Annotated in this window: 6 protein-coding genes; 3 read left to right on the top strand and 3 right to left on the bottom strand. The window is 55.3% G+C overall.

Going from position 1 to position 24,887, the window contains the following annotated elements:
• Positions 1-3: 3 nt before the first annotated feature.
• Positions 4-726, bottom strand: a complete 723-nt coding sequence (gene ubiG / locus EX31_RS19295; protein ID WP_013574617.1) for a bifunctional 2-polyprenyl-6-hydroxyphenol methylase/3-demethylubiquinol 3-O-methyltransferase UbiG — start codon at positions 724-726, stop codon at positions 4-6.
• 259 nt (positions 727-985) lie between these two features.
• On the opposite strand from ubiG, the gene gyrA reads away from it, so the two are divergent.
• Complete coding sequence (gyrA, locus tag EX31_RS19290) at positions 986-3,637, top strand: DNA topoisomerase (ATP-hydrolyzing) subunit A (RefSeq protein WP_013574618.1); 2,652 nt, start codon at positions 986-988, stop codon at positions 3,635-3,637.
• 176 nt (positions 3,638-3,813) lie between these two features.
• Positions 3,814-6,675, top strand: a complete 2,862-nt coding sequence (gene rcsC / locus EX31_RS19285) for a two-component system sensor histidine kinase RcsC (protein WP_037036178.1) — start codon at positions 3,814-3,816, stop codon at positions 6,673-6,675.
• A 76-nt stretch (positions 6,676-6,751) separates the two neighbouring features.
• Here rcsC and rcsB read toward each other — a convergent pair whose 3' ends face one another.
• Both rcsB and rcsD read right to left on the bottom strand, forming a co-directional pair.
• Entirely contained in the window at positions 6,752-7,402 is a 651-nt protein-coding gene (gene rcsB, locus EX31_RS19280; protein WP_013574620.1) for a response regulator transcription factor RcsB, read from the bottom strand.
• 4 nt (positions 7,403-7,406) lie between these two features.
• Complete coding sequence (gene rcsD / locus EX31_RS19275) at positions 7,407-10,100, bottom strand: phosphotransferase RcsD (protein ID WP_037036176.1); 2,694 nt, start codon at positions 10,098-10,100, stop codon at positions 7,407-7,409.
• Between the two features lie 869 nt (positions 10,101-10,969).
• On the opposite strand from rcsD, the gene EX31_RS19270 reads away from it, so the two are divergent.
• On the top strand, positions 10,970-24,754 hold the full coding sequence (locus EX31_RS19270; protein WP_037036174.1) for an Ig-like domain-containing protein: 13,785 nt from the start codon (positions 10,970-10,972) through the stop codon (positions 24,752-24,754).
• Positions 24,755-24,887: the final 133 nt, after the last annotated feature.

Here is a 24,887-nt window from a genome sequence, read left to right as displayed (position 1 = left end):
ATATTACAGCGCCTGGGTGTGGATCATGTAGTTCACATCAACATTTGGCCCGAGTTTGAAATGGTCGGTCAGCGGGTTGTAGTGCAGTCCCATAATGTGACGCTCAAACAGCGATGTGCGGTCAATCATGCCCAGCAGTTCAGACGGTTTGATGAATTTTTTGATGTCGTGCGTGCCTTTCGGCACCATTTTCAGCACATATTCAGCGCCGAAAATAGCCATCAGCCAGGCTTTATTGTTGCGGTTGATGGTGGAAAAGAACACATGGCCGCCAGGTTTCACCAGACGCGCGCAGGCGGCAACGACAGAAGCCGGATCCGGTACGTGTTCCAGCATTTCCATGCAAGTCACCACGTCATATTGCTGCGGATGCGCGTCGGCGTGCGCTTCCACGGTTTCCTGCACGTACTCCACCTTCACGCCGCTTTCCAGCGCATGCAAACGTGCTACCTGCAAGGGTTCGCCGCCCATGTCCAGTCCGGTGACTGTCGCCCCCGCCACTGCCATGCTTTCACTCAAAATGCCGCCACCGCAGCCGACATCGAGAACATTTTTTCCAAACAGGCCATCGGCGCGTTCGAGAATGTAGTTCAGACGCAGCGGATTGATGCGATGCAGCGGTTTGAATTCGCCTTCCAGATCCCACCAGCGCGAGGCGACGGCCTCAAACTTGGCGATTTCTTCATGGTCGATGTTTTGCGGTGTTGCGGAGGGTGTGGTTGTCATGAGCGTGATGAACTCCTTATAACTTGATTAGCGGATTATACATATTCCATCTGCTTTGGCTCAGTTTTGTCGTTTTGGTTAATGTTTATACGAAATGAAGCCCTGCGTGCAAAGGTTTGAAACGCGTTGGATAATAGTCGGCAAAAGGGGGCGGTTGTTTTCCACGTTTGGCTGGTTTGTGGTATAGTTTTACACCTTTGCGCTATATATGCCTACGTGGGCAGCGGCCATGAATAATCAGTAGAGGGATAGCAGCTCCATGAGCGACCTTGCCAGAGAAATCACACCGATTAACATCGAAGAAGAGCTTAAAAACTCTTATTTGGATTATGCGATGTCCGTTATTGTCGGACGTGCGTTACCAGATGTGCGCGATGGTTTGAAACCGGTGCACCGCCGCGTACTTTTCGCAATGAATGTCCTCGGTAACGACTGGAATAAAGCCTATAAAAAATCGGCCCGTGTGGTCGGTGACGTTATCGGTAAATATCACCCACACGGTGATACCGCGGTTTATGACACCATCGTTCGTATGGCTCAGCCTTTCTCACTTCGCTATATGCTGGTGGACGGGCAGGGTAACTTCGGGTCAGTGGATGGCGACTCCGCAGCAGCCATGCGTTATACCGAAATCCGCATGTCAAAAATTGCACACGAATTGCTGGCAGATTTAGAAAAAGAAACTGTCGATTTCGTGCCAAACTATGACGGCACAGAACAAATTCCTTCTGTTATGCCAACGCGCATTCCCAACCTGCTGGTTAACGGCTCGTCGGGTATCGCTGTCGGTATGGCAACCAACATTCCGCCGCATAACCTCACCGAGGTGATCAACGGCTGTCTGGCGTATATTGAAGATGAAAACATCAGCATTGAAGGGCTGATGGAACACATCCCGGGGCCAGACTTCCCGACGGCTGCGATCATCAACGGTCGCCGTGGTATCGAAGAAGCTTACCGTACCGGCCGTGGCAAAATTTATATCCGTGCCCGTGCTGAAGTAGAAGCCGATGCGAAAACTGGTCGCGAAACCATCATTGTTCACGAGATCCCGTATCAGGTGAACAAAGCCCGTCTGATCGAAAAGATCGCCGAGCTGGTGAAAGAAAAACGCGTCGAAGGTATCAGTGCGCTGCGCGATGAGTCTGATAAAGACGGCATGCGTATCGTGATTGAAATTAAACGCGATGCTGTCGGTGAAGTGGTTCTGAACAACCTGTATTCCCTGACGCAACTGCAGACGTCTTTCGGCATCAACATGGTGGCACTGCACCAGGGTCAGCCGAAGATTCTCGGTCTGAAAGAAATTCTGTCAGCGTTCGTCCGCCACCGCCGTGAAGTGGTGACGCGTCGTACCATTTTCGAACTGCGTAAAGCCCGCGACCGTGCTCATATCCTCGAAGCACTGGCTATCGCGCTGGCGAACATCGATCCAATCATTGAACTGATCCGTGCGGCACCGACGCCGGCTGAAGCGAAAGCTGGCCTGGTCGCGCGTTCATGGGATCTGGGCAACGTGTCAGCAATGCTGGCAAGTGCGGGTGACGATGCAGCCCGTCCTGAATGGCTGGAGCCGCAGTTTGGTATTCATGATGGAAAATACTTCCTGACTGAGCAACAAGCCCAGGCCATTCTGGATCTGCGTCTGCAGAAACTGACCGGTCTTGAGCACGAAAAACTGCTGGATGAATACAAAGAGCTGCTGGTGCAAATCGCTGAGCTGCTGTTCATCCTGTCCAACCCTGACCGTCTGATGGAAGTCATTCGTGAAGAACTGGAAGCGATCCGTGATCAATACAACGATCCGCGTCGTACCGAAATTACGGCAAATACCTCTGACATCAACATCGAAGACCTGATCAATCAGGAAGACGTTGTGGTGACCTTGTCGCATCAGGGCTACGTGAAATATCAGCCTCTGACTGATTACGAAGCGCAGCGTCGCGGCGGTAAAGGGAAGTCAGCAGCACGCATTAAAGAAGAAGACTTTATCGATCGTCTGCTGGTGGCCAACACCCACGACACTATTCTGATGTTCTCAAGTCGCGGGCGTCTGTACTGGATGAAAGTCTATCAGTTGCCGGAAGCCAGCCGCGGTGCCCGTGGCCGTCCTATCGTCAACCTGTTGCCGCTTGAGCCGAACGAACGTATTACCGCCATTCTGCCAGTACGCGAGTACGAAGAAGGTCGTCATGTGTTCATGGCAACCGCCAGCGGTACCGTGAAGAAAACTGCGCTGACCGATTTCAGCCGTCCACGCAGCGCCGGCATTATCGCCATCAACCTCAACGAGGGTGATGAGCTGATTGGTGTTGACCTGACTGACGGTAAAGACGAAGTCATGCTGTTCTCTGCAGCCGGTAAAGTCGTGCGCTTCTCTGAAGAAGCCGTCCGCTCAATGGGCCGTACGGCGACGGGGGTTCGCGGTATCCGTCTGGGCGAAGGCGACAGCGTTGTATCGCTTATCATCCCACGCGGTGACGGTTGTATCCTGACTGTGACGCAGAACGGTTTCGGTAAACGTACTGAATCGACCGAGTACCCAACTAAATCTCGCGCAACCCAGGGCGTTATCTCAATCAAAGTGAGTGAGCGTAACGGACCGGTTATTGGTGCGATTCAGGTTGATGAAGCGGATCAAATCATGATGATCACCGATGCCGGTACGCTGGTGCGTACCCGTGTTTCCGAAGTGAGTACTGTTGGCCGTAACACCCAGGGTGTGACGCTTATCCGTACCGCAGACGATGAGAATGTGGTTGGCTTGCAGCGTGTTGCAGAACCGGTTGAAGACGAAGAACTGGATGGCGTAGCCACCGAAGCGGGCGAACTGGAAGCGGCACAAGCAGCCGATCTGCCAGACGACGCGGAAAGTGAAGACGATCAGCCAGCTGATGACGAAGAAGAATAAGTTTTCTTAGTCAGCAGACAAAAGGGCATAACAATAGTTATGCCCTTTTTTATTGGATTCGTCTTAAAACAAATCTTTCACCTACACTGCATTATGCGGCGCTTTTTAGAAAGTCTGGCAATAGTGTATCCTGATCCCCATTCCGCTCGCTGAGCCGTTTTGCTAATGGTTAATCCTTGAAATATCTTGCTTCGTTTCGCACAACGCTAAAAATCTCCCGTTATCTTTTCCGGGTGCTGGCGCTTATGTTGTGGACACTGGGTGTGCTGCTGACCACCTTTTATGTGCTGAATATTTTCCATAACAAAGAATCCGAGATCCGCGACGAGGATAATCTCAATTACGATCTGGCGCAGAGTTACATCAAAAATTCCAATGATGTGATGCACAGCATTAAGTTTATGGCTGAGAATCGCCTGAGCGCTTCAGTGAACGGGCTGGATATCATCAACGGCATAATCAGCACTAAAAACACGGCGCCGTCTTATCTCTCATTGTTCCCTGAGTCCGACTGTTCGCAGATTAATGATAGCTACCGTAATTCGCTGGCTTCGCTGGGTAACATGATCCATTACTGGAAAGACAACTTTTCCGATGCCTACGATCTCAATCGCGTGTTCCTCATCAGTGGCGAGAGTTTGTGTCTGGTTGATTTTGGTATCAGCAGCGAACCGTTCGAGCGCGAAAGCCAGGAACAGTTGAAATCATTGCATGAAAAAATTATGCAATATCGCAATAGTAAGAGCACAGATAAAGAAAACAGCCTGTACTGGGTGTCGCAGTCCGGCAGTAAAGACTCCGGAAATTTGTATGTGCTGACCCCGATTTATGTCGGCAATAAACTCGAAGCGCTGATGGGTATTCAGCAAAATCTGCGCGCCGAAGATTTGTTGAATCCGAATTCACAGCACACCGCCGTGACGTTGCTGGATGAAGACGATCAGCCGCTGCTGGGGATTTCCGAGGACGGGCACTACAGCGCCGCGCCGGGCGATTATCCGCAGGCCAGTTCATTCTTCGGGTATGTAAATGGTTATAAAGATTTGGTCTACAAAAAGCCGCTGACACCGTCCTCGCTGAGTGTGGTGTATTCCATGCCGTTTAATACGGTGATCGAGCGATTTAAGATCCTGATTTTTAATGCGGTTTTACTGAATATATTCTCCGGCCTGTTATTGTTTATTCTGGCCTGGGTTTTTGAGCGCAAAATGTTTTTACCGGCCGAGGAAAACGCATTCCGGCTTGAAGAACATGAACAGTTCAACCATAAAATCGTGGCCTCAGCGCCGGTCGGCATTTCCATTTTGCGTATCAGCGATGGCGTTAACATCCTGAGTAATGAACTGGCGCATAATTATATCAGCATGCTGACGCAGGAAGACCGGCAGCGTATTACGCGGATCATCTGCGATCAGCAGACCAATTTCGTCGATGTCATCACCAAGAACAATAACAACATCCAGCTAAGTTTCGTGCATTCGCGCTACCGTAATGAAGACGTGGCGATTTGTGTGCTGATCGACGTCAGTGCGCGCGTGAAAATGGAAGAGTCTTTGCAGGAAATGGCTAATGCGGCCGAGCAGGCCAGCCAGTCGAAATCAATGTTCCTGGCAACCGTCAGCCATGAATTGCGCACGCCGCTTTACGGTATCATCGGCAACCTGGATTTACTGCAAACGCAAGGGTTGCCTCAGGGCGTTGACCGTCTGGTGACGGCAATGAATAACTCGTCGGCACTGCTGCTGAAAATCATCAGCGACATTCTCGACTTCTCCAAAATTGAATCCGAGCAGCTGAAAATCGAGCCGCAGGAATTCTCCTGTCGCGAAGTGATCACTCACATTGCCGGTAACTATTTGCCGCTGGTGGTGAAAAAACATCTGGGACTTTACTGCTTTATCGAACACAACGTGCCGTTGTCATTCAATGGCGATCCGGTGCGTTTACAGCAGGTCATTTCTAACATCCTCAACAATGCGATTAAATTTACCGACACCGGCTGCATTGTTCTGAATGTCAGAACCTGCGGAAACTATCTTGAGTTTCAGGTGCGCGATACCGGCGTCGGGATCCCTGAGCGCGAAATCACCCGCCTGTTTGATCCGTTCTTCCAGGTCGGAACCGGCGTGCAGCGCCATTTCCAGGGCACCGGTCTGGGGCTGGCTATCTGTGAAAAGCTGATTAACCTGATGGATGGCGATATTGAGGTGGAATCGGAACCGGGGCTGGGCAGCTCGTTTACGGTGCGTATTCCGCTCTACAACGCCACTTTCCCGTCGGGTGAGCCGCTGGACAACTGGCAGGACAAAACGGTCTGGCTGGATGTACGCAATGCTTATCTGGAAAGTTACCTGATGCAACTGATGCGTTATCACGGCGCGAATGTTCAGCGCTGCGAGCCGGAACTGCAAAGCCAGCGGGAAGATGTGCTGATTACTGACACGCCGCTGATCCATAAGGGCGAACTGGCCGCACAGATTGAATTTTCCATCGGCCATATCGGGCCGCCAGTCGAAACGCGTCCGGGTTACTGGATTCATAGTACGTCCACACCACTGGAAATCACTGCGCTGCTCAACCGGATTTACCGTCTCGAGACGACAGCGGAAGAGGGCGGCTCAGCGACGCCGGAAGCGGCTGTGGCGCAGGATTACAGCGATATTACCTTGCTGGTGGTGGATGATCATCCGATTAACCGCCGTCTCCTGGCGGATCAACTGGGCACGATGGGCTATATCGTGGTGACGGCGAACGACGGGATTGACGCACTGGATGCCATGCGTGCGCATGAAATTGATATTGTGCTCAGCGACGTCAACATGCCGCGCCTCGACGGGTACGGGCTGACGGCAAAACTGCGCGAACTCGGCCATACCTTACCGGTGATCGGCGTCACCGCTAACGCGCTGGCGGAACAGCGGCAGCGCTGTCTCGAAGCGGGAATGGATAACTGTTTATCCAAGCCAGTCACACTGGAAACCCTGCGCGATACGCTGCGTTATTACAGTGCGCTGGTTCGCAGAAAGCGACAATCCTGACGGACGACGTCGGAAAATACAAAAGGCACCTTCCGGTGCCTTTTTCACGTCTTAACCTACATAACACCCTGAAACGTCAGTCTTTATCCACCGGCTGGGAGCTGACGGAAGACAGGTAGTTCAGCAGGGCGATATCGTTTTCCACGCCCAGTTTCAGCATCGCAGATTTCTTCTGGCTGCTGATGGTTTTAATGCTGCGGTTCAGCTTTTTGGCAATCTCAGTCACCAGGAAACCTTCTGCGAACAGACGCAGCACTTCGCTTTCTTTCGGAGACAGGCGTTTGTCGCCGTAACCGTTGGCGCTGATTTTTTCCAGCAGTTTTGCCACGCTGTCCGGCGTGAACTTTTTGCCTTTCTGCAATGCGGCCAGCGCTTTTGGCAGGTCAGTTGGCGCGCCTTGCTTGAGCACAATCCCCTCGATATCCAGATCCAGTACAGAACTCAGGATCGCCGGATTATTGTTCATGGTCAGAACAATGATGGATAACTGCGGGTAGTGGCGCTTGATATATTTGATCAGGGTGATGCCATCGCCGAATTTATCGCCCGGCATGGACAGGTCAGTGATCAGCACATGAGCATCAAGTTTGCTTAAGCTGTTAACCAGTGCAGTTGAGTCTTCGAACTCGCCTACAACATTCACCCATTCAATTTGTTCAAGGGACTTACGAATACCAAACAGGACGATAGGATGGTCATCAGCAATAATTACGTTCATATTATTCATGTGATTAGCTACCTTGCTGGAGCAGTCTGGAGACAAAAGAATCAATGTGGTTGATGGTTTCAGTAATCTGTAACGCATCGCCATCTGCGATGTATTGTTCTAACGATTCACACATTTGCTTGCCTGGGGTCAGGTTCAGCATAGCGAACACTCCCTTGAGACGATGTGCTGTTTGGGAAAGTGATGTGAAATCACGACGTTGGTTTTCATTATACAGTTTCTCAAGATCTTCCGGTACTGTCTCGACGAAAAGCTGATAGTAATCGCTTGATTTTAGCTGCTTTTCATAAAGGTCGAGAGAGTCTTCGCCGGGCTCTTCGGGTGAAACACTGTCATCGGATACAGAAAATTGCTGTTCGATTAACAGTAAGGTTGCGTCTATCAGCGCATTGCTGATGTTGTAATTGACGCGAATATAATGCTTTTCAAGCTGCTGGAATCCCGACTCATCGTCAGTCAGCAGCAGGGTAAATTTGTCACTGTTTTGCGGGTTATCTGTCAGTAAAACATCATATTCCCGCGCGACCTGACGATCGTCAGCCACGATGCACACCGCGCCGTAAGCGTTCATGGTCCGGGTCACAATACCGCGAACTTCCTCTGATGTGATATCGAGTAATACCGTCACATCATTGAGTAATTTCTCGTCTTCCGCTTCGATTTCCTGCGCTTCCTGACGTTGTTTAACACGTACAGTATAGCGTGTGCCGATGTTGAGCTTGCTGCGGATTTCCAGCTGACCGCCCAGTTTTTTGCACAGCTGATTACACAGGAAGAATGTCAGCCCGGAACCGTGGTTAAAGCGATCGACTAACGTCTGGCTAAGGAAAGGATAATTCAGATTACTCAATTCTTCTTTGGAAATTCCGCTACCCGTATCGTTTATGTGGAAAATCAGCTGATCCGGGCGATCTTCGTCCTGTTCGCTGGTCAGGGTCACCTTGCCCAGCGATGTGGTAACAATGGCATAATCGAGCAGCAGGGACAGAATTTTCTTCACTGCCTGCATATCGCCGACAAAGGCCGCTTCAGGGGCAATCTGGAAATGATTCAGCAACCCGAGGCCTTTCTGATTCAGGCGGGGCAGGGCCTCAAGCAACAGCTCATCTACCAGGGTTGAAAGCACGTACTTATCGTTCGCCGGTTGCCAGTCCTGAGTTTCCAGACGGGTCAGCAGCGTAATGTTATCAACCAGCGTTAGCGCGTTACGCGACTCACTCAGGAGTTTGCTTTCCAGCGCCTGACGTTCTTCCGGTTTCTGTTCTTCCACTAACGCCACGGCCAGCCCGTTCAGTTCCTGCAATGGCTGATTCAGCTCAATGCCCAGATTATGCAGCATCAGTTTGCGTGCCTGCAGGTTCTTCTCAAACTCACGTTTGGCCTGTTGCAGCGTGCGGTTCACCATCACTTCTTTATCCTGATCGTGGAGCATAAACAGGTAAGTTTCCGGCGAAATCTGGCTGCGGATCATGCGGATTTCATAAACTTCGTTATTGACGGTCGCCTGTATCGTGCCGTGATGCTGCTCGGCCATATTGGCAATTTTGTTCAGACTCAGATGCGGTAATAACTGGTCAGCAATTTTATTACTGAGGATCACGCTGTGGTTGCTGAAGTTATACACCAGTAAACCGAGCGGCAGACCCGAAATGATTTCCTGATTCAGCGCCTGCTGCATCTGTAATTGTGCCGCCATATTCTCGCTCGGGCGGATGTACTGATGGCGAATGAAATAGATGCTGGTCATCGCCAGCCCGATCAGGAACAGGTTAATCAGGATCAGCCAGAAGTTATTGCGTGAAAGATCAACCACAAGGCTGAACAGCGGAACGTGGTAGGTGAGTGACAGCGGTGAATTTCTCAGCGGCACATCAAACACCAGCGACCATCCCTGCATCACAATGCTGCTGGCCGCCGGATTATCATCGGCCGGATCACCTTCATTGACCGCCGTGGTGTTGCCATTAAGCTGGAAATTATCTCTCGACATACTGTAAGGGATGAGATCACTCATCGGTAAATCGAAGGCAATCACGGTCGCCAGATGTCCCGGATTATTAAAGGTGGTGCGCAGGGAGAAGGAATAGTCGTTGCTCTGGCGCGATTTGCGCAGAGGAGAATAACTTTCGCGTTCGTCCAGCGTGTTCGCCTGCTGCAACATTTCGGCACGGCGTGATTGCAGCGTGCTGGTGAAATAGTTTTCCTTCAGGCGGGAGTCTTGCAACTGCAGCGGCACCGTGGTGATCAACAACATGCTGTTATCCTGACCGTTCAGGTAATACAGCGAATAAGGGTGAGTTGTTGAGCCCCACTGGTCATCCAGGAAGGATGAAATTTTCAGGGTTAAATCCAGCGTGGAACTGTCGTGTGCACCGAAAATCAGCGCATCAGTTTTCTTGTGAGGCTTGGAGACAAAATACATATCCTGACGCAGGCGGATTTCCTGCGCACTGACGGCATCCGCCGCCATCGGCTGGCCGGTGAAATTGTCGTAAATCTGGTAGGTCATGTAGCGATACTTATCGATGCGATTTTGCAGCAAGTCAGCGGTATTTTGCACCGTGCGCAGTTTGTCGTTCAGATAAGCATTGGTGTAGTTATACCCGTAAAGGCCGAGCCCCATAGCCAGCAACAAAATGAACAACCAAAAGAATCGCGTGATATTGGTTGATGTCAGCGATAAATATTTACCAGCCATGATGATGAGTTTTTTCCTTCATTCTTGTAATGACGCTTTTAGCGGACGACGGTTTTTGCACAAACAGTGGCACACAACATCGTTGCCGCAATGCAACCTGATGCAACAGATAAACTGCTGACCTGCGCGATAAACCGGTCAGCGCAGGACCCGCTAAAGCCAGGTTGCGAAATATGTTCAGCGAACATTTCCTGCGAGGGCGGTGCAGTTATCGGGCCGTGAGACATGTTGTGAAAATCCCTTTGCGTTTAAAAAATTAAGCCTTTATCCGCCCACAGACGCACTGGGCGGACACTTTATCAGAAAGCATAAGTGCTGTGATTGCGCATAGTCCTAATTATGTGTTTGCCAAATACCCTTTTGCCATAAAATCTACAAGGCGATCACACAATTGATAAGTTAATTTGATCGATTATCTGACTGTCTGTTGCTTAATTTTGTTAACAATAACACCATGTATATTATGTGGATAATTTATTAATTTGTTGTTTTTTATAAAAATAAAATTATCTGCATAGCGTTAAACCAAAAATTAACATCTGTCAAACTGATGATTTGACTTTTTTTAATGAATTATTTCAATCTTAATGATTATGTTTTTTTATGGCGATTAACTCAAATCATGCATATAACTTATGGAGTTTCGGGAAGAAATACCGAAATGATGGTTAACCAAAGCCCTTAAAAAATATATAAATTTAATAACAGCTCTTTTTGTTTGTTTTGTAGCCTGTGGCAATACCTCACACCAGTTGGAAGTTTATCCATTTTTCTTAATGGTCTTCATTACCCGCTCAACCGCTTTTACCTGAAAAGGAAGAGCGGTGTTTAGCGTGTATGGACAACAACTGGCGTAACAGGGGTACAACATGGCTCAGAACGGTAGCGTTGTTATTGATATTCTTTCTCGTACTAATGGTGCAGTAATCTCCCAGGTTTCAAACGCCAGTCAGGACGTAACTCTTAATCAAATCAGCATAGTACGCGTCCACGCGACGCGCGACGCCGTCACCAGCTATGAGCGTGTCGGCAACGATCTGGTCATCCACATGAAAGATGGCCGCACAGTCCGCTACCACAGCTTCTTTGATACCGATGGCAAAGGGCACCACAGCGAACTGATTTTTGACGACGGTGTACACCCGATCGAACATGCCGCGTTTGTCGATACCGGCGCAACAGCGGGGGCAACCCCGATCGTTCCTGCGTATGCAACCATTCCTGATGCCGGGGCGCTGGTACTCGACTCCTCTAATTTTGATCCCGCTGTTTTAGGTGCCGTGCTGGGCGTGCTTGCGCTGGGTGCCGGTATTGCCATTGCCGCAGGTGGCGGCGGTGGTGGTGGCGGTGGCAGCAGCAGTAATAACGGTGGCAGCGATGGCGGCGGAAACACTGACGGTGGGAATACCGGTGGCGGAAACACCGGTGGCGGAAACACCGGCCAGACCGCAACGTTATCGCTGGGCGCATTTGCCGGTGACAACACCCTTAACGCCGCGGAATCGCGTTTAGCACAAATCTTTTCAGGCACCGCAAGCAACGTGGCCGCAGGCGAGACCATTACCCTGACCATCAACGGTAAAACCTACACCAGTACCGTAGGCGCTGACGGCAAATGGAACATCAATCTGCCGCCGGTAGATTTACAAAATCTGGCAGATGGTACTTACGTGGTGTCCGTCACTGTCACCGGTACTGATGGCAAATCGGTCACTCAGGGGATCACCGTTGTCGTCGATAAAACCCCGCCAGTGGTCTCGCTCGATCCTGTCGCCAGTGACAACATTCTTGACGCCGTTGAGCATCAGCAACCGCTGACGGTGACCGGCACAGCTTCTGTCTCTGAAGCCGGGCGCACACTGGTCGTTACCCTCAATGGCACGCAATACAACACGACGGTCAGTGCAGATGGCACCTGGTCGGTGACAATACCCGCCAGCACGGTTTCCGCGCTGGCTGAAGGCAATTATACGCTGACCGCGTCACTGACTGATGCCGCAGGAAACTCGACCACTACGCCGGAAAGTTTCGTTATCAGCGACAGAGCCGGTATTTTGATGGTCAACCCGATCTCAGGTGATGGTCAGCTCAATGCCAGTGAAGCGCAAAGCGCGCTGGTGATCACCGGTACGACGTCCAATGTCCCTGCGGGCACGCAGATCACGGTGACAATCGGCGGCGTGGCATATCAGACCACAACAACAGCGGAGGGGGGCTGGAACCTGAGTCTTTCTCCTGCCCAGTTGCAGGCGCTGACTGATGGCCCGACGACCGTAACCGTCAGCCTGGTCGATAGTCAGGGCAATACCATCAGTCAGACGACAGATCTGAATGTTGCCATCCATGGCGTTCCGCCGACGCTTGATCCGGCTTTCGGCGGTGACAATACGCTCAATGGCAGTGAATCCATCACCAGCCAGACATTGACGGGGAACACGGGTCTCACCGGCGATGGTCAGACCGTGACTGTCACCCTTGGTGGTCAGCAAATTACCGGCACGGTTACGCCAGACGGTATCTTCACCGTGACGGTTCCGCCTTCAGTACTCGGTAACCTGCCGCAGGGCAGCAATAATATCGTGGTCACCGTGACGGACCCGGCGGGCAACCACAACACCATTACCACGCCAGTCAGCATCGATACTGTCGCCCCAACCCTTGCTATCAATCCGCTGGCGGGCGACGGCCAAATCAGTCTGGCCGAAGCTGCAGGCGCACTGACCCTGTCAGGTACCGCCCCGGCAGCAGATGCAGGCAGAACGGTTACCATCACCATTGACGGCCAGACATTTACCGCCGTTGTCGGTGATGACGGCGCATGGAGTACACAAATCCCGGCTGGCACGCTGACTGGTCTGAACGGTGATTTCCCGATCAGCGCCACCCTGACGGATGCGGCGGGCAACACCACCACCAGCACCAGTGCGCTGCATGTTGCAGCCGATTCCACTCTTCAGCCGGGCATTTCAGTGAATGCATTTGGCGGCGATGACGCCGTTGACGGCGCGGAAGTGCAGACGGCACAGGTGCTGAGCGGGACCACTACCCGCGTCGAAGCGGGTCAGATCGTCACCATTACGTTCAACGGCAATACCTATGAAGCCACGGTGCAGGCCAGCGGCAGCTGGAGTGTGATCATTCCGGCAGCCGATATGGTCACGCTGACCGACGGCACAAAAACCATCAATGTCAGCGTGTCTGATAAAGCCGGTAATCCGGCGACCGGCACTGATACTTTCGAGGTTGATACCTCTCAGAACGGTATTGCGATTGACCCGGTAACGGGTGATAACGTCATCAACGCAGTGGAAACCGCAAACGGCATTGAAATCAGTGGTACCACCCTGGGGGTAGCGGAAAACGCCATAGTCACCGTGCAATTCGGCTCGCTGTTTAAAACAGCCACGGTAGGGGCGAACGGCAGATGGTTCATGCTGTTAAGCACGGGCGAGATCGAGGACATTCAAGGAAGCAATCCAGATCTCAACAGCATTTCTGCCACTGTCGAAGGGCCTGGTGGAATAATTTTATCGAACAGTATCAATATCGGTATCGATAACACCAATCCTCTTCCCACTCTCAATACCCCGTTTGGCGATAGTCTGCTCAATGCGACTGAAGCCGCCGCCGGGCAGACTCTCAGCGGTACCACTGGAAAATCGGGTGATGGTCAAACCGTCACCGTCACATTAGGCGGGAAAACCTATAACGCGACTGTGGCCGCAGACGGCAACTGGTCAGTTCAGGTTCCGGCAGCAGATTTGCAGGCGTTACCACAGGGCAATGTGGCGATTGCCGTCACTGCCACTGACGGCGCTGGCAATACCGCCACGTTAAGCAGTAACGCTACGGCTGATTTCACCGCGCCGCTTCTGACTGTTAACCCGGTTTCCGGCGACGGATACATCAACGCCTCTGAAGCGGCTGAGGGGGTGACGATCACCGGAACTGCCTCGATTTCGGAAGCCGGACGCACCGTCACCGTCACCCTCAACGGTGAAACCTATACCGGCATTGTGCAGCCAAACGGCCAGTGGAATGTTGCCGTGCCAGCCACCGCATTCAATGGTGTGGCAGACGGCAGCTATCCGGTGAGCGTCCAGTTGTCCGATGCGGCGGGCAACAGCACAACGGTTAACTCCGGCGTGCAGCTTGCAGCCGATGCGGCGAACGGCCCGACCATCACCGTTAATACCTTTGCGGGTAATAATGTGCTGGATGGAGCAGAACAACAAACCGCGCAGCAGCTCAGCGGTTCAACCTCCCGTGTTGAAGCGGGTCAGACAGTCCTGATCCTGCTGAATGGCCATTCTTATACGGCAGTGGTGCAGCCAAGCGGAAGCTGGAGCGTCAGCGTTCCGGCGGCGGATCTGGCGACCATCGCCAACGGCACCACACAAATTAGCGTGTCAGTGGCGGATAAAGCGGGAAATGTGGCGACAGGCAGCGAAACCCTGATCGTCAACAACCTGCTCAGCGGGCTGGCGGTGAATCCGGTGGCGGGCGATAACCAGCTCAATGCCGGTGAAGCTGCCGCAGGAATTACCCTCAGCGGCACCTCCAGCAACGTGCCGGTAAATGGCGTGGTGACCATCACGCTGAACGGTAAAATTTATACGGCAACCGTCGGCACGGGCGGTGCCTGGAGTGCGCAGATCCCGGCCGCCGATCTGGCGCTGCTCAGTGACGGCACTAACACCGTGAAAGTCAGCGCGACTGATGCGGCAGGCAATCCGGTCTCCGGCAGCAGTGACTTCGGTGTGATCATCCATTCCCTCCCTGACGCGACGCTCAACACGCCGTTTGGCGATACGCAGCTCAATGCCAGTGAAGCGGCAGCAGGCCAGACGCTGACCGGCAGCACCGGGGTCAGCGGCGACGGACAGACTGTCATCGTCACCGTCGGCGGGACAGATTACACCGCCACGGTGGATGCCAGCGGGAACTGGAGCGCCACCGTCCCTGCCGGAGATTTGCAAACCCTTCCTCAGGGACCCGGGGCGGTGCTGGTGGCTGTCACGGATGCGGCGGGCAATACCAGCAATCTCAGTACGCCGGTAACTATTGATACCGTCGCGCCAGTAGTCACCATCACCACGCCGGTTGCGGGCGACGGCACCATCAATGCCGCAGAAGCCGGGGCGATTATTCCGGTCAGCGGCACGGCAGGAGCGGGTGAGGCGGGCGATACCGTCACCATCAGCCTTGGCGGACACACTTATACCGGCACTGTGGCAGCAGGCGGCGGCTGGACAGTCAACATTCCGGCCGATGCGCTGGCAAACGTGGCGAACGGCACCTATACCCTGACCGCCACGGTGACCGATGCCGCCGGTAACGCAGGCACTGCAACCGCACCAGTCACTGTGACAGCGGATCCGGCATTGCTGCCGACAATCGACATTGACCTCTTTGCCGGAGACGGCACCCTCGACGGCGCGGAACGTATGAACCCGCAAACCGTCAGCGGAACGACCACCCATGTGGAAGCCGGACAAATCGTCACCGTGACCATCGGCGGCATTGATTATCAGGCTACAGTGCTGGCCAGCGGTGCATGGAGCGTCAGCGTACCGGCTGCCACCTTGCAGACCCTGCAAAATGGCGCGGCAACCATTGAGGTTTCTGTCGCCGATAAAGCCGGTAATCCGGCGAACAACAGCGAAGACTTCACCGTTAACAGCACGCTGGGCGGTGTGACCATCAATCCGATCACCGGCGATAACAAAATCGACGCTACGGAAGCGGCTGCGGGTTTTGATATCAGCGGTAAAACCGCCAACGTGCCGGAAGGAACGCCGGTAACCGTTAAACTGGGTACGGTGACCTACACCACGCAGACCGATGCTGACGGTAACTGGACAGTCAACGTTCCGGCGTCTGACGTTGCCAGTCTGGCGGATGGCACCAGTCACGTAATTGCCTCGACTGTCACCACGGATCAGGGGCCGGTGACCACCACCCAGGATTTGGGCATCTACGCCACATTGCCGGAGCCAACGCTCAACACCCCGTTTGGCGATGGTTTGCTGAGCAGCGCGGAAGCCGCCACCGATCAGACACTGACCGGTAAAACCGGACTGACCGGCGACGGTCAGACGGTGACGGTTACCCTTGACGGCGTCCCTTATACCGGCACGGTCGCCACTGACGGTAGCTGGACCGTGACCATTCCTGCCGCGGATTTGCAGGGCCTCGGTGAAGGCACGAAGACCATCACTGTTGATGTGACAGACGCGGCGGGTAACACCGCAACCTTACCGGGTTCCGTGGATGTAGACTTCACACCGCCTCTGCTGACGCTGGATAACGTGGCGACGGACAATGTGATTAACGCTGCCGAAGCTGGGGCACCGATCACCCTCAGCGGGATCAGTGATCCGGCCGATGCAGGACAGTCAGTGACACTGACTTTTAACGGACAAACCTATACCGCAGAGGTGCAGCCAGACGGTAGCTGGAGCACCACCATTCCGGCGAATACCCTCAACGGTCTGGCGGATGGCAGCTATCCGCTGACCACCACACTGACGGATGCAGCGGGTAATACCACCACGCTGCCACCGGTCAATATCGGGATCGCGACCAATAACGTCCCTGTGCCGGACATTGATACACCGTTTGGCGATACCTATCTCAACCTGACCGAGTCCGGCCAGTCGCAAACCATCACCGGCAGCATTGGTGCGACGGCTGACGGCCAGACGGTCGTGGTTTCCTTAGGCGGTGAAGACTATCCGGCGACGCTGAACCCGAACGGCACCTGGAGTGTCACGATTCCGGCGGCTGATTTAGGGGCGCTGGACAATGGCAGTCTGCCGCTGAGCGTGACGGTCACGGACGCCGCCGGTAACACTGGCACCACCAGCTCGCAAATCACGGTTGATCGCACGGTGCCGGTTCTCAGTATTAATGACGTGGCGACCGACAACATCATCAACGCGGCTGAGTCCCTGCAACCGGTGGTGATCAGCGGTACTGCCGGTCTGGACGATACCGGACGTACGGTGTCTGTAGTGCTGAGTTTCAACAACGTCAGCTACACGGCAACCGTGCAGCCCGATGGCACCTGGAGCTTCACGCTGCCAAGTACCGTCGTGCAGTCGCTGACGGATACCACTTATACGCTGACCGCCACAATCACCGATGCGGCAGGCAACAGCACGACAGCCACGCAGACCTTCAGTGTGGATGCGAATGTCGCTAATTTGCCGACGCTGACGATTACAGCCGTGTCCGGCGATGATTACATTAATGCGGCGGAGAAAGGCGCGGATATTCCGATCACCGGGACATCCACCAATCTTGAAGTCGGGCAGACGGTGGTGGTGAGCTTTAACGGTAAAACCTACAACGCCGTCGTCGGTGCGAATGGCGACTGGACGGCAACCGTGCCGCTGGCTGATCTGGGCACCTTGTCTGACGGACCGGTTACCGTTACAGCGACCGCCAGCGATGTGGCGGGTAACCCGGCATCCGCATCGCACAACGCCACTGTTATCACCCAGCCGGGCGACCTGCCAACCCTGACCATCAACGCCATTTCCGGCGATGATTACATCAATAGCACTGAACACAATCAGGGCATGATCGTGAGCGGAACCTCCACGCATGTGCCCGTGGGCGGTACGGTGACCGTGGTCATTACCGGCGAAAACTACACGGCGACCTATACCGCTACCGTGCAGGCTGACGGGAGCTGGAGCTTCCCAATGACGGCTGCGCAGGTTCAGGCGATGCCCGCCGGGAACAATACCTTCACAGCAACAGCGGATGATGTGGCGCAAAACGTAGCAACCAGCACGCATGATGTCACGGTTGATACAACTCCTCCGCTGCTGACTGTCGTGGTGGATACCGGCGGTGACGGCATCATCAATCTGGCAGAAGCCGCACTGGGTGTGCCGGTGAGCGGGACGACGGATCCTAATCTGACGGTCAAAGTGACCTTCAATGGTAAAGATTACCTGACCACGGCCAACGATCAGGGAGTCTGGTCGCTGACCTTACCGGGCGTTGATGTGCAGGCACTCGCCACCGATGGCAGCAAAACCCTCGGCGTGAGCGTCAGTGATGCGGCCGGTAACATTGTGACTGCTTCAGGCAGTTTCACGCTGGCAACCCATTCGCTGCCAACCCTGACCGTCGGTGCTATTGCAGGCGACGGCGTGCTGAATATTGCTGAAGCCGCCGCAGGATTTACCCTGAGCGGTACCAGTACCGGGCTGGTTGCGGGCACCACGGTGCTGGTCACTATTCCGGGGCTGGCGGATCCGATCACCGGTACCGTGAACGGCCTCGGAACAGGCTGGACAGCCGTCGTGGCACCGGGTCTGCTCAGCGGGCTGGACAACGGGCCGGTTCAGGTCAGCGTCTCCGCGACGGATACCGCGCTTAACCCGGCGTCTTCCAGTGCCAGTCTGAATGTGGTGCTGACCCAACCGGGTGTGCCAACCATTAATACGCCGTTTACCGATGGCGTGCTGAATGCCGCTGAAGCGGGCGCAACGCAGCTGATTACCGGCACCACCGGCATTACCGGCGCAGGTCAGACCGTGACGGTGACGATAGATGGCACGGCGGTCACCGCGACCGTCGGCGCGGATGGCAACTGGACCGCCACCGTCCCTGCTTCTGTCTTGCAGGGGCTGACGGATGACACACACACTATTTCGGTGACGGCAACCGACAGTGCAGGTAACCCGAGCAGCGCAGCCGGTACCCTTGATTTCACGTCGGTAACGCAGGTTCTGCCGCAGGCTGGAATCAATACGCCGTTTGGTGATGGCATCCTGAATCTGGATGAAGCGACCGCGGGCGGCAGCATTACCGGCACGACCGGTATCACCTCGCCGGGTCAGACCGTGACTGTGGTCATTAATGGTAACGCCGTGCCGGTGGTGGTGGATTCTGCTGCCGGAACCTGGACGGTTACCCTGACGCCAGCGCAGTTGCTGGGCTTGCAGGATGGCACATGGCCAGTCGTCGTGACCGTGACCGACAGTGCGGGCAACACCTCGCCGCTGACGGCATCGGTTGATGTGCGGATCCATAACATTCCGCAACCGACGATTGATTTGCCATTCGGTGACGGCACGCTGAACATTGCGGAATCCGCAGCTGTTGGCGGCCAGACGCTCACCGGTTCCACCGGCGTAACTGGCGCAGGACAAACCGTCAGCGTGGCGATCGCGGGCATGACCGGCAGTCCGTTTGCGGCAGCCGTCGATCCGGATACCGGAAACTGGACCCTGAACTTGACGCCAGCGCAGCTGGCAACGCTGGGGCCATTGACTGCGTCCCACGACATTACCGTCACGGCGACCGATTCTGTTAGTAACCATAACGATACGACCATCAGCTTCACTTCACATCTGTCCGGGCCGGTGCCGGTTATCGACACGCCATTTGGCGACGGTAGCCTGAATATTACCGAAGCGGCAGGTGTGAACGTCATCACGGGTAACACCGGGATTACCGGCAACAACCAGAACGTTAAACTGACCATTGATGTGAACGGCACCACCTATAACGCCACCGTCGATCCGCTGACCGGCGACTGGTCGGTAAGTCTCCCTGCAGGCGTGCTGAACTCTCTGGGCAGTGGTTTGCATGACATTAACGTCACCGTGACCGATGCCGCAGGCAACAGTACGCCTGCGACGTTGCCATTCACCAGCTATCTCACCGCGCCGGATGTCACCATCAACACGCCGTTTGGCGATGGCTATCTGAGCGCTGCGGAAGCCGCCACACCGCTAACCCTGAGCGGGACGACGGGGATTACAGGGGCGGGGCAAACCGTGGTGGTCACTATTGCCGGAATACCTCTTCCGGGTGTCACGGTGGATGCGGACGGTAACTGGACGGTGCCTGTGACGGCGGGCGAAATCGCCGATCTGCCGCAGGGCACACAGCAAATCTCCGTGACGGTCACGGACGGCGGCGGCAACACCGGTTCGGCCTCGGCTGACGTTGGCATTGCTGTGACCCAACTGCCAGCCGTAGCAGTAACGTCCTTTGCCGGTGCCGGTTTTGATCTGACCTACGCCGAGAGCCAGAGCACGCAAACCATCACCGGTACAACGGTGAATGTACAGGCGGGACAGCAGGTGACGGTCACTGTCGGCAGCATCAGCCATCAGGCAACGGTGCTGGGTGATGGCTCATGGAGTGTGACGCTGACACCGGCTGAGCTGGCTACGCTGAACAGCGCGGACACCATCACCGCTTCTGTTAATGATCTGGCGGGTAACACGGCAAACCTGCTGGCGCCACAGGCCATCACGGTCAACCTGACGCCGCCAACATTCGCCATCACCATTGATCCGGTCACCGGTGACAACATCATTAACGTGGCGGATGGCAATCCGGCGAACATTACCCTTTCCGGTAAAACAGTGAATGTGCCGGATGGCACATTGGTCAACATCACCGTGGGAGGCGTTCCGCACCTGGCGACAGTCACTGCGGGAACCTGGTCTGTGGCTGTTTCTGCCACTGAATTTGTGAATGGCACCACCACCACGGTGACCGCATCAACGCTTATTCCGTTGACCAATGCCACACAAAGCGTGCTGGTGGATACCACCGCACCGACCCTGACTATCAGCGCCTTTACCGGCGACGATATTCTGAATAATACCGAGTCCAAATCCGCGCAACTGATTTCAGGGACGGCGGATACCAGCGAGGTGGGCCGGGTGGTTACGGTCACGCTGAATGGCAAAACTTACAGCGGCACCGTGCAGGCAGGCGGTACCTGGTCTGTCAGCGTGCCCGCCGCCGATTTGCAGGCATTACCGCAAGGTAATGGTACGACCAACGTGATCTCCGCCACCCTGACGGATGCGGCAGGCAACGTGGGGACGGCGGTTCCGCATACGGTGAACGTCGATACGTCTGCGCCGTTGCTGGCGCTGGATGCGGTGGCCGGTAATAACGTCATCAATCTGGCGGAATCACTGCTCAACGTACTGGTGGGCGGGACCTCCAGCGGCGCGGACGGTCAGACCGTCAACGTCACGCTGGGCGGTGCATCAATCGGTACGGCGGTTATCCAGCCGGGCGGGGCATGGTCGCTCAACCTGACACCTGAACAACTGATTTTACTCAACGATGGCACCCTGACACTGGCGGCCTCCGTGACCGATGCGGCGGGTAACACCACCAGCGTCAGCACCGGTCTGGATATCTTCTTTAACAAACTGCTTAATCTGAATGTCACCAGCGGGCTGGGGCTGACAGATGGTTTCCTCAATCTGGCGGAATCGCAGGTAGCGCAAACCCTCAGCGGAACGGCGATTGGTGCGGGCGTGGGTTCAGTGGTCTCGACGGTTATCAACGGCACGCCGCTCTCGGCGATTGTCGGGGCTAACGGTGCGTGGTCACTGAACATTCCGGCGGCCTTGCTCGGTGCGCTGGGTGAAGGTCAGCAGGTGCTCAACCTGAACCTCACCGATGCGGCAGGGAACGTGAAAGCGTCTGTGCTGAATCTGGACGTCATTAAAACGCTTCCGGTTCTGGGCGATCTGGATCCTCTGTTTGGTGGCAACGGTCTGCTGAATGCGGCGGAATCCCTGCTTGCACAAACCATTGGCGGCGTCGCGACAGCGGTTGACGGCACTCTGGTGACCGTGACGCTTGGCGGTAAAACCTACAACACTACCGTGACGGCGGGTACCTGGGATCTGCAGATCCAGCCGGGTGATCTGGGCGCGTTGCTGGATGGCAACCTGAATCTGGGCATCACCCTGACTGACCCGGCAGGCAACTCATCTACAACGAATATTCCGGTGGGGATTGCGATCCACAATCTGCCGCAGGTGGTGCTCGACACCGTGTTTGGCGACGGCGTGCTGAATATCGCCGATCTGCTGGTGAATCAGACCATCAGCGGCACGGTCTCTAACGTGGCTGCGGGGACAGCAATCGCAGTGCAGGTCGGAACGCAAACCATTGATGGCGTGGTCGATGCGACGGGGCATTTCCTGGTTACCGTCCCGCCGTCTGTTCTTGGTTTGCTGAGCGGCACGACCGCTGCGGTCAGCGTGACGGTAACGGATGCGGCGGGTAACGTTGGCAGCGCGGCCGTGAACGCGGTGCTGGATCTGGTCAGGCCGGTCATTAACCTGACCTCAGTTCTGGGCGACGGCTTGCTGAACGCGGCTGACGCGCTGACTACCCAGGTGATTGGCGGTACGGTCACCGGTGTGGCGACGGGTACGCAGGTACAGGTCACGCTGGGCGGGAAAACCTTCCTCGGGGCGACCGATGCCAGCGGTGCATTCAGCATCACCCTGCAACCGGGTGACCTGAACGCGCTGGGGGATGGCACCTTCACGGTCGGGGTTTCTGTGACCGACAGTGTAGGCAATACCGCCACTACCAGCGGAACGCTGAACGCTATTATCAATGCGGTGCCGAAAATTGTGCTGGATCCGGTCTTTGGTGCTGACGGTATTCTTAACGCCGCTGAAGCGCTGCTGACTCAAACCATCAGCGGCACGGTCACCAACGGCCAGGTCGGGCAAATCGTCAATATCAATGTCGGCGGCGGTCTGATTAACCTGACCGCTACCGTAGACAGCGACGGCAAATTCTCAGCGTCGCTGACGCCGCTGCAATTATCCGGCCTGCTTGACGGCAACCTCACCCTCGTCGCCTCAGTCACCGATGCGGTGGGTAACACGACCTCAAGTACCGTGGGCCTGAATGTCGGTATTAACAATCTGCCGTCGATTGTGCTTAACCCGCTGTTTGGCGATGGCGTGCTGAATGTGGTTGACCTGCTGACCGGACAAACCATCAGCGGTGTCGCGACCAACGTGGCGCAGGGCACGCAGGTGCAGGTTTCCCTGAATGGCAAAAATTATCTGGCGACGGTCGGTGCGGGCGGTGTCTTCAGTGTCACCGTGCCGGTGACCGATCTGACCGCCATCCTCAACGGCACGCAGTCGGTGGTCGCCAGCCTGACGGACGGATCCGGTAACGCGGCGTCGGTCACCGGCTTGCTGAGTGTGGTATCGCAGTCACTGCCAACCATCACGCTGAATCCGCTGTTTGGCGATGGTCTGCTGAACGCGGCAGATGCGTTGCTGACCCAAACCATCAGCGGTACCACGACTAACGCGCAGGGCTCAACGGTGACCCTGAACGTGGGCGGAAATACCCTGACGGCGCTGGTGAAAGCCGACGGCACCTTCAGTGTGGCGATTCCGCAGCTCACTCTGGCGGGCTTGCTTGACGGTACGCTGAACGTCGGTGCCTCGGTGACCAACGCCGCCGGTAACGCCGTCAGCGGCAGTGCTACAGCAACGGTGGGGATCCATACCTTGCCGACGCTGCTGGTTAATACCCTGTTTGGCGGAGACCAGTATCTCAATGCCGCAGAAGCCGGTGCGAATACCAATATTACCGGTACATCTAATCTGCTCAACGGCACGGTATCTGTCACGGTGGGCACCGTTACACACACCGGTACTGTCACTAATGGCGTCTGGAGCGTGCCGTTCACCTCTGCTGAATTGCAAGGACTGGCGGACGGTTCCACACAGGTCTCCGTGGTGGTGAGAGACAGTGTGGGTAACACCGCGACGTCTTCCAACCTGCTGAACGTCCTGACGCATGATCTGCCGCTGGTGGCGCTGAATCCGGTTCTCGGGCTGACGCTCGGCCTGGTGAGCAATATCCTCGGGGGTCAGGGGCTGACGCTGAGCGGCACCAGCCGCAATATCGCGCAGGGCGGTCTGGTCAGCGTAACCCTGCTGGGGAATACGCTGGCGGGTACCGTGCAGGCAGACGGTTCGTGGACGGTGAAATTCAGCAGTGCGCTGCTGAGCAGCTACGGACTGGTGGGCCTGCTGTCGGCATTACTGGGATCGGTGGTTGAACTGAAAGCCGTTGATGCCGCCGGTAACGGATTTGATGCCCATGTCGGGCTGACCGTCGGTTCATCATTACCGCCAGAAACCGCCACGCTGATGGCGACCTCTCTGTCTGCCGAAGATACCGACACGCATACGCTGGCCGCCAGTGTGGTAGCCGATTCTACGACCACTTCCACATCGGAACCCACAGACACCACGCACGCCACCAGCACACTGGTCTCGTCGCTGGCGACTACGGAGTCTAATGCCAGCACGACATCAGAAACCACCGCGCATGCTGATACTGCCTTCTCGATTGGCGGAGTCACTATCGATCTGACGGCAACGGACGGTGTCGCACTGGGTGGCACCGGCGATGACGTGATTGCAGTTCACACGCTGGACTTCGGTCTGATCGACGGCGGAACCGGTGTCGATACCTTGCTGCTGGCGGGCACCAATCAGCATCTGGATCTGACCCTGCTCGGGCTGAAAGTTGAGCATATCGACATCTTCGATTTGGGCAATTCCGGCACCAACAGTATCTCGCTGAACCTGCATGAGGCGCTGAGCGTGAAGGATAACCCGACCGATGAAGTGCTCATCAAAGGCGGCGAGGGCAGTCTGGTGAATCTGCACATCGGCACCGACGGTGCGTGGAACGAAACCGGGCAACGCACGGTGGATGGCCTGACGTTTGACGTTTACCACAATACCTCAATAGAAGCCTCGAATACGCTGGGAGACGTTCTGGTGCAGCACGGTCTGCACGTTCAGCAAAGTTGATGCAGTGCGCCTCCCCCTGCGAAGGGGGAGGCGGGGAGGGGGTTTTGCAAACGACTGCGCCCACCCAACCCTCCCCTTTGCAGGGGAGGGAGCAGTACCAAAAATATAAATCGGCGTAATTAAGTGGTGTCGG

The sequence above is a fragment of the Rahnella sp. WP5 genome (assembly GCF_000745615.1).
In the GTDB taxonomy this organism is placed as follows: domain Bacteria; phylum Pseudomonadota; class Gammaproteobacteria; order Enterobacterales; family Enterobacteriaceae; genus Rahnella; species Rahnella aceris.
This window is presented reverse-complemented; position numbering and strand designations above follow the sequence as displayed.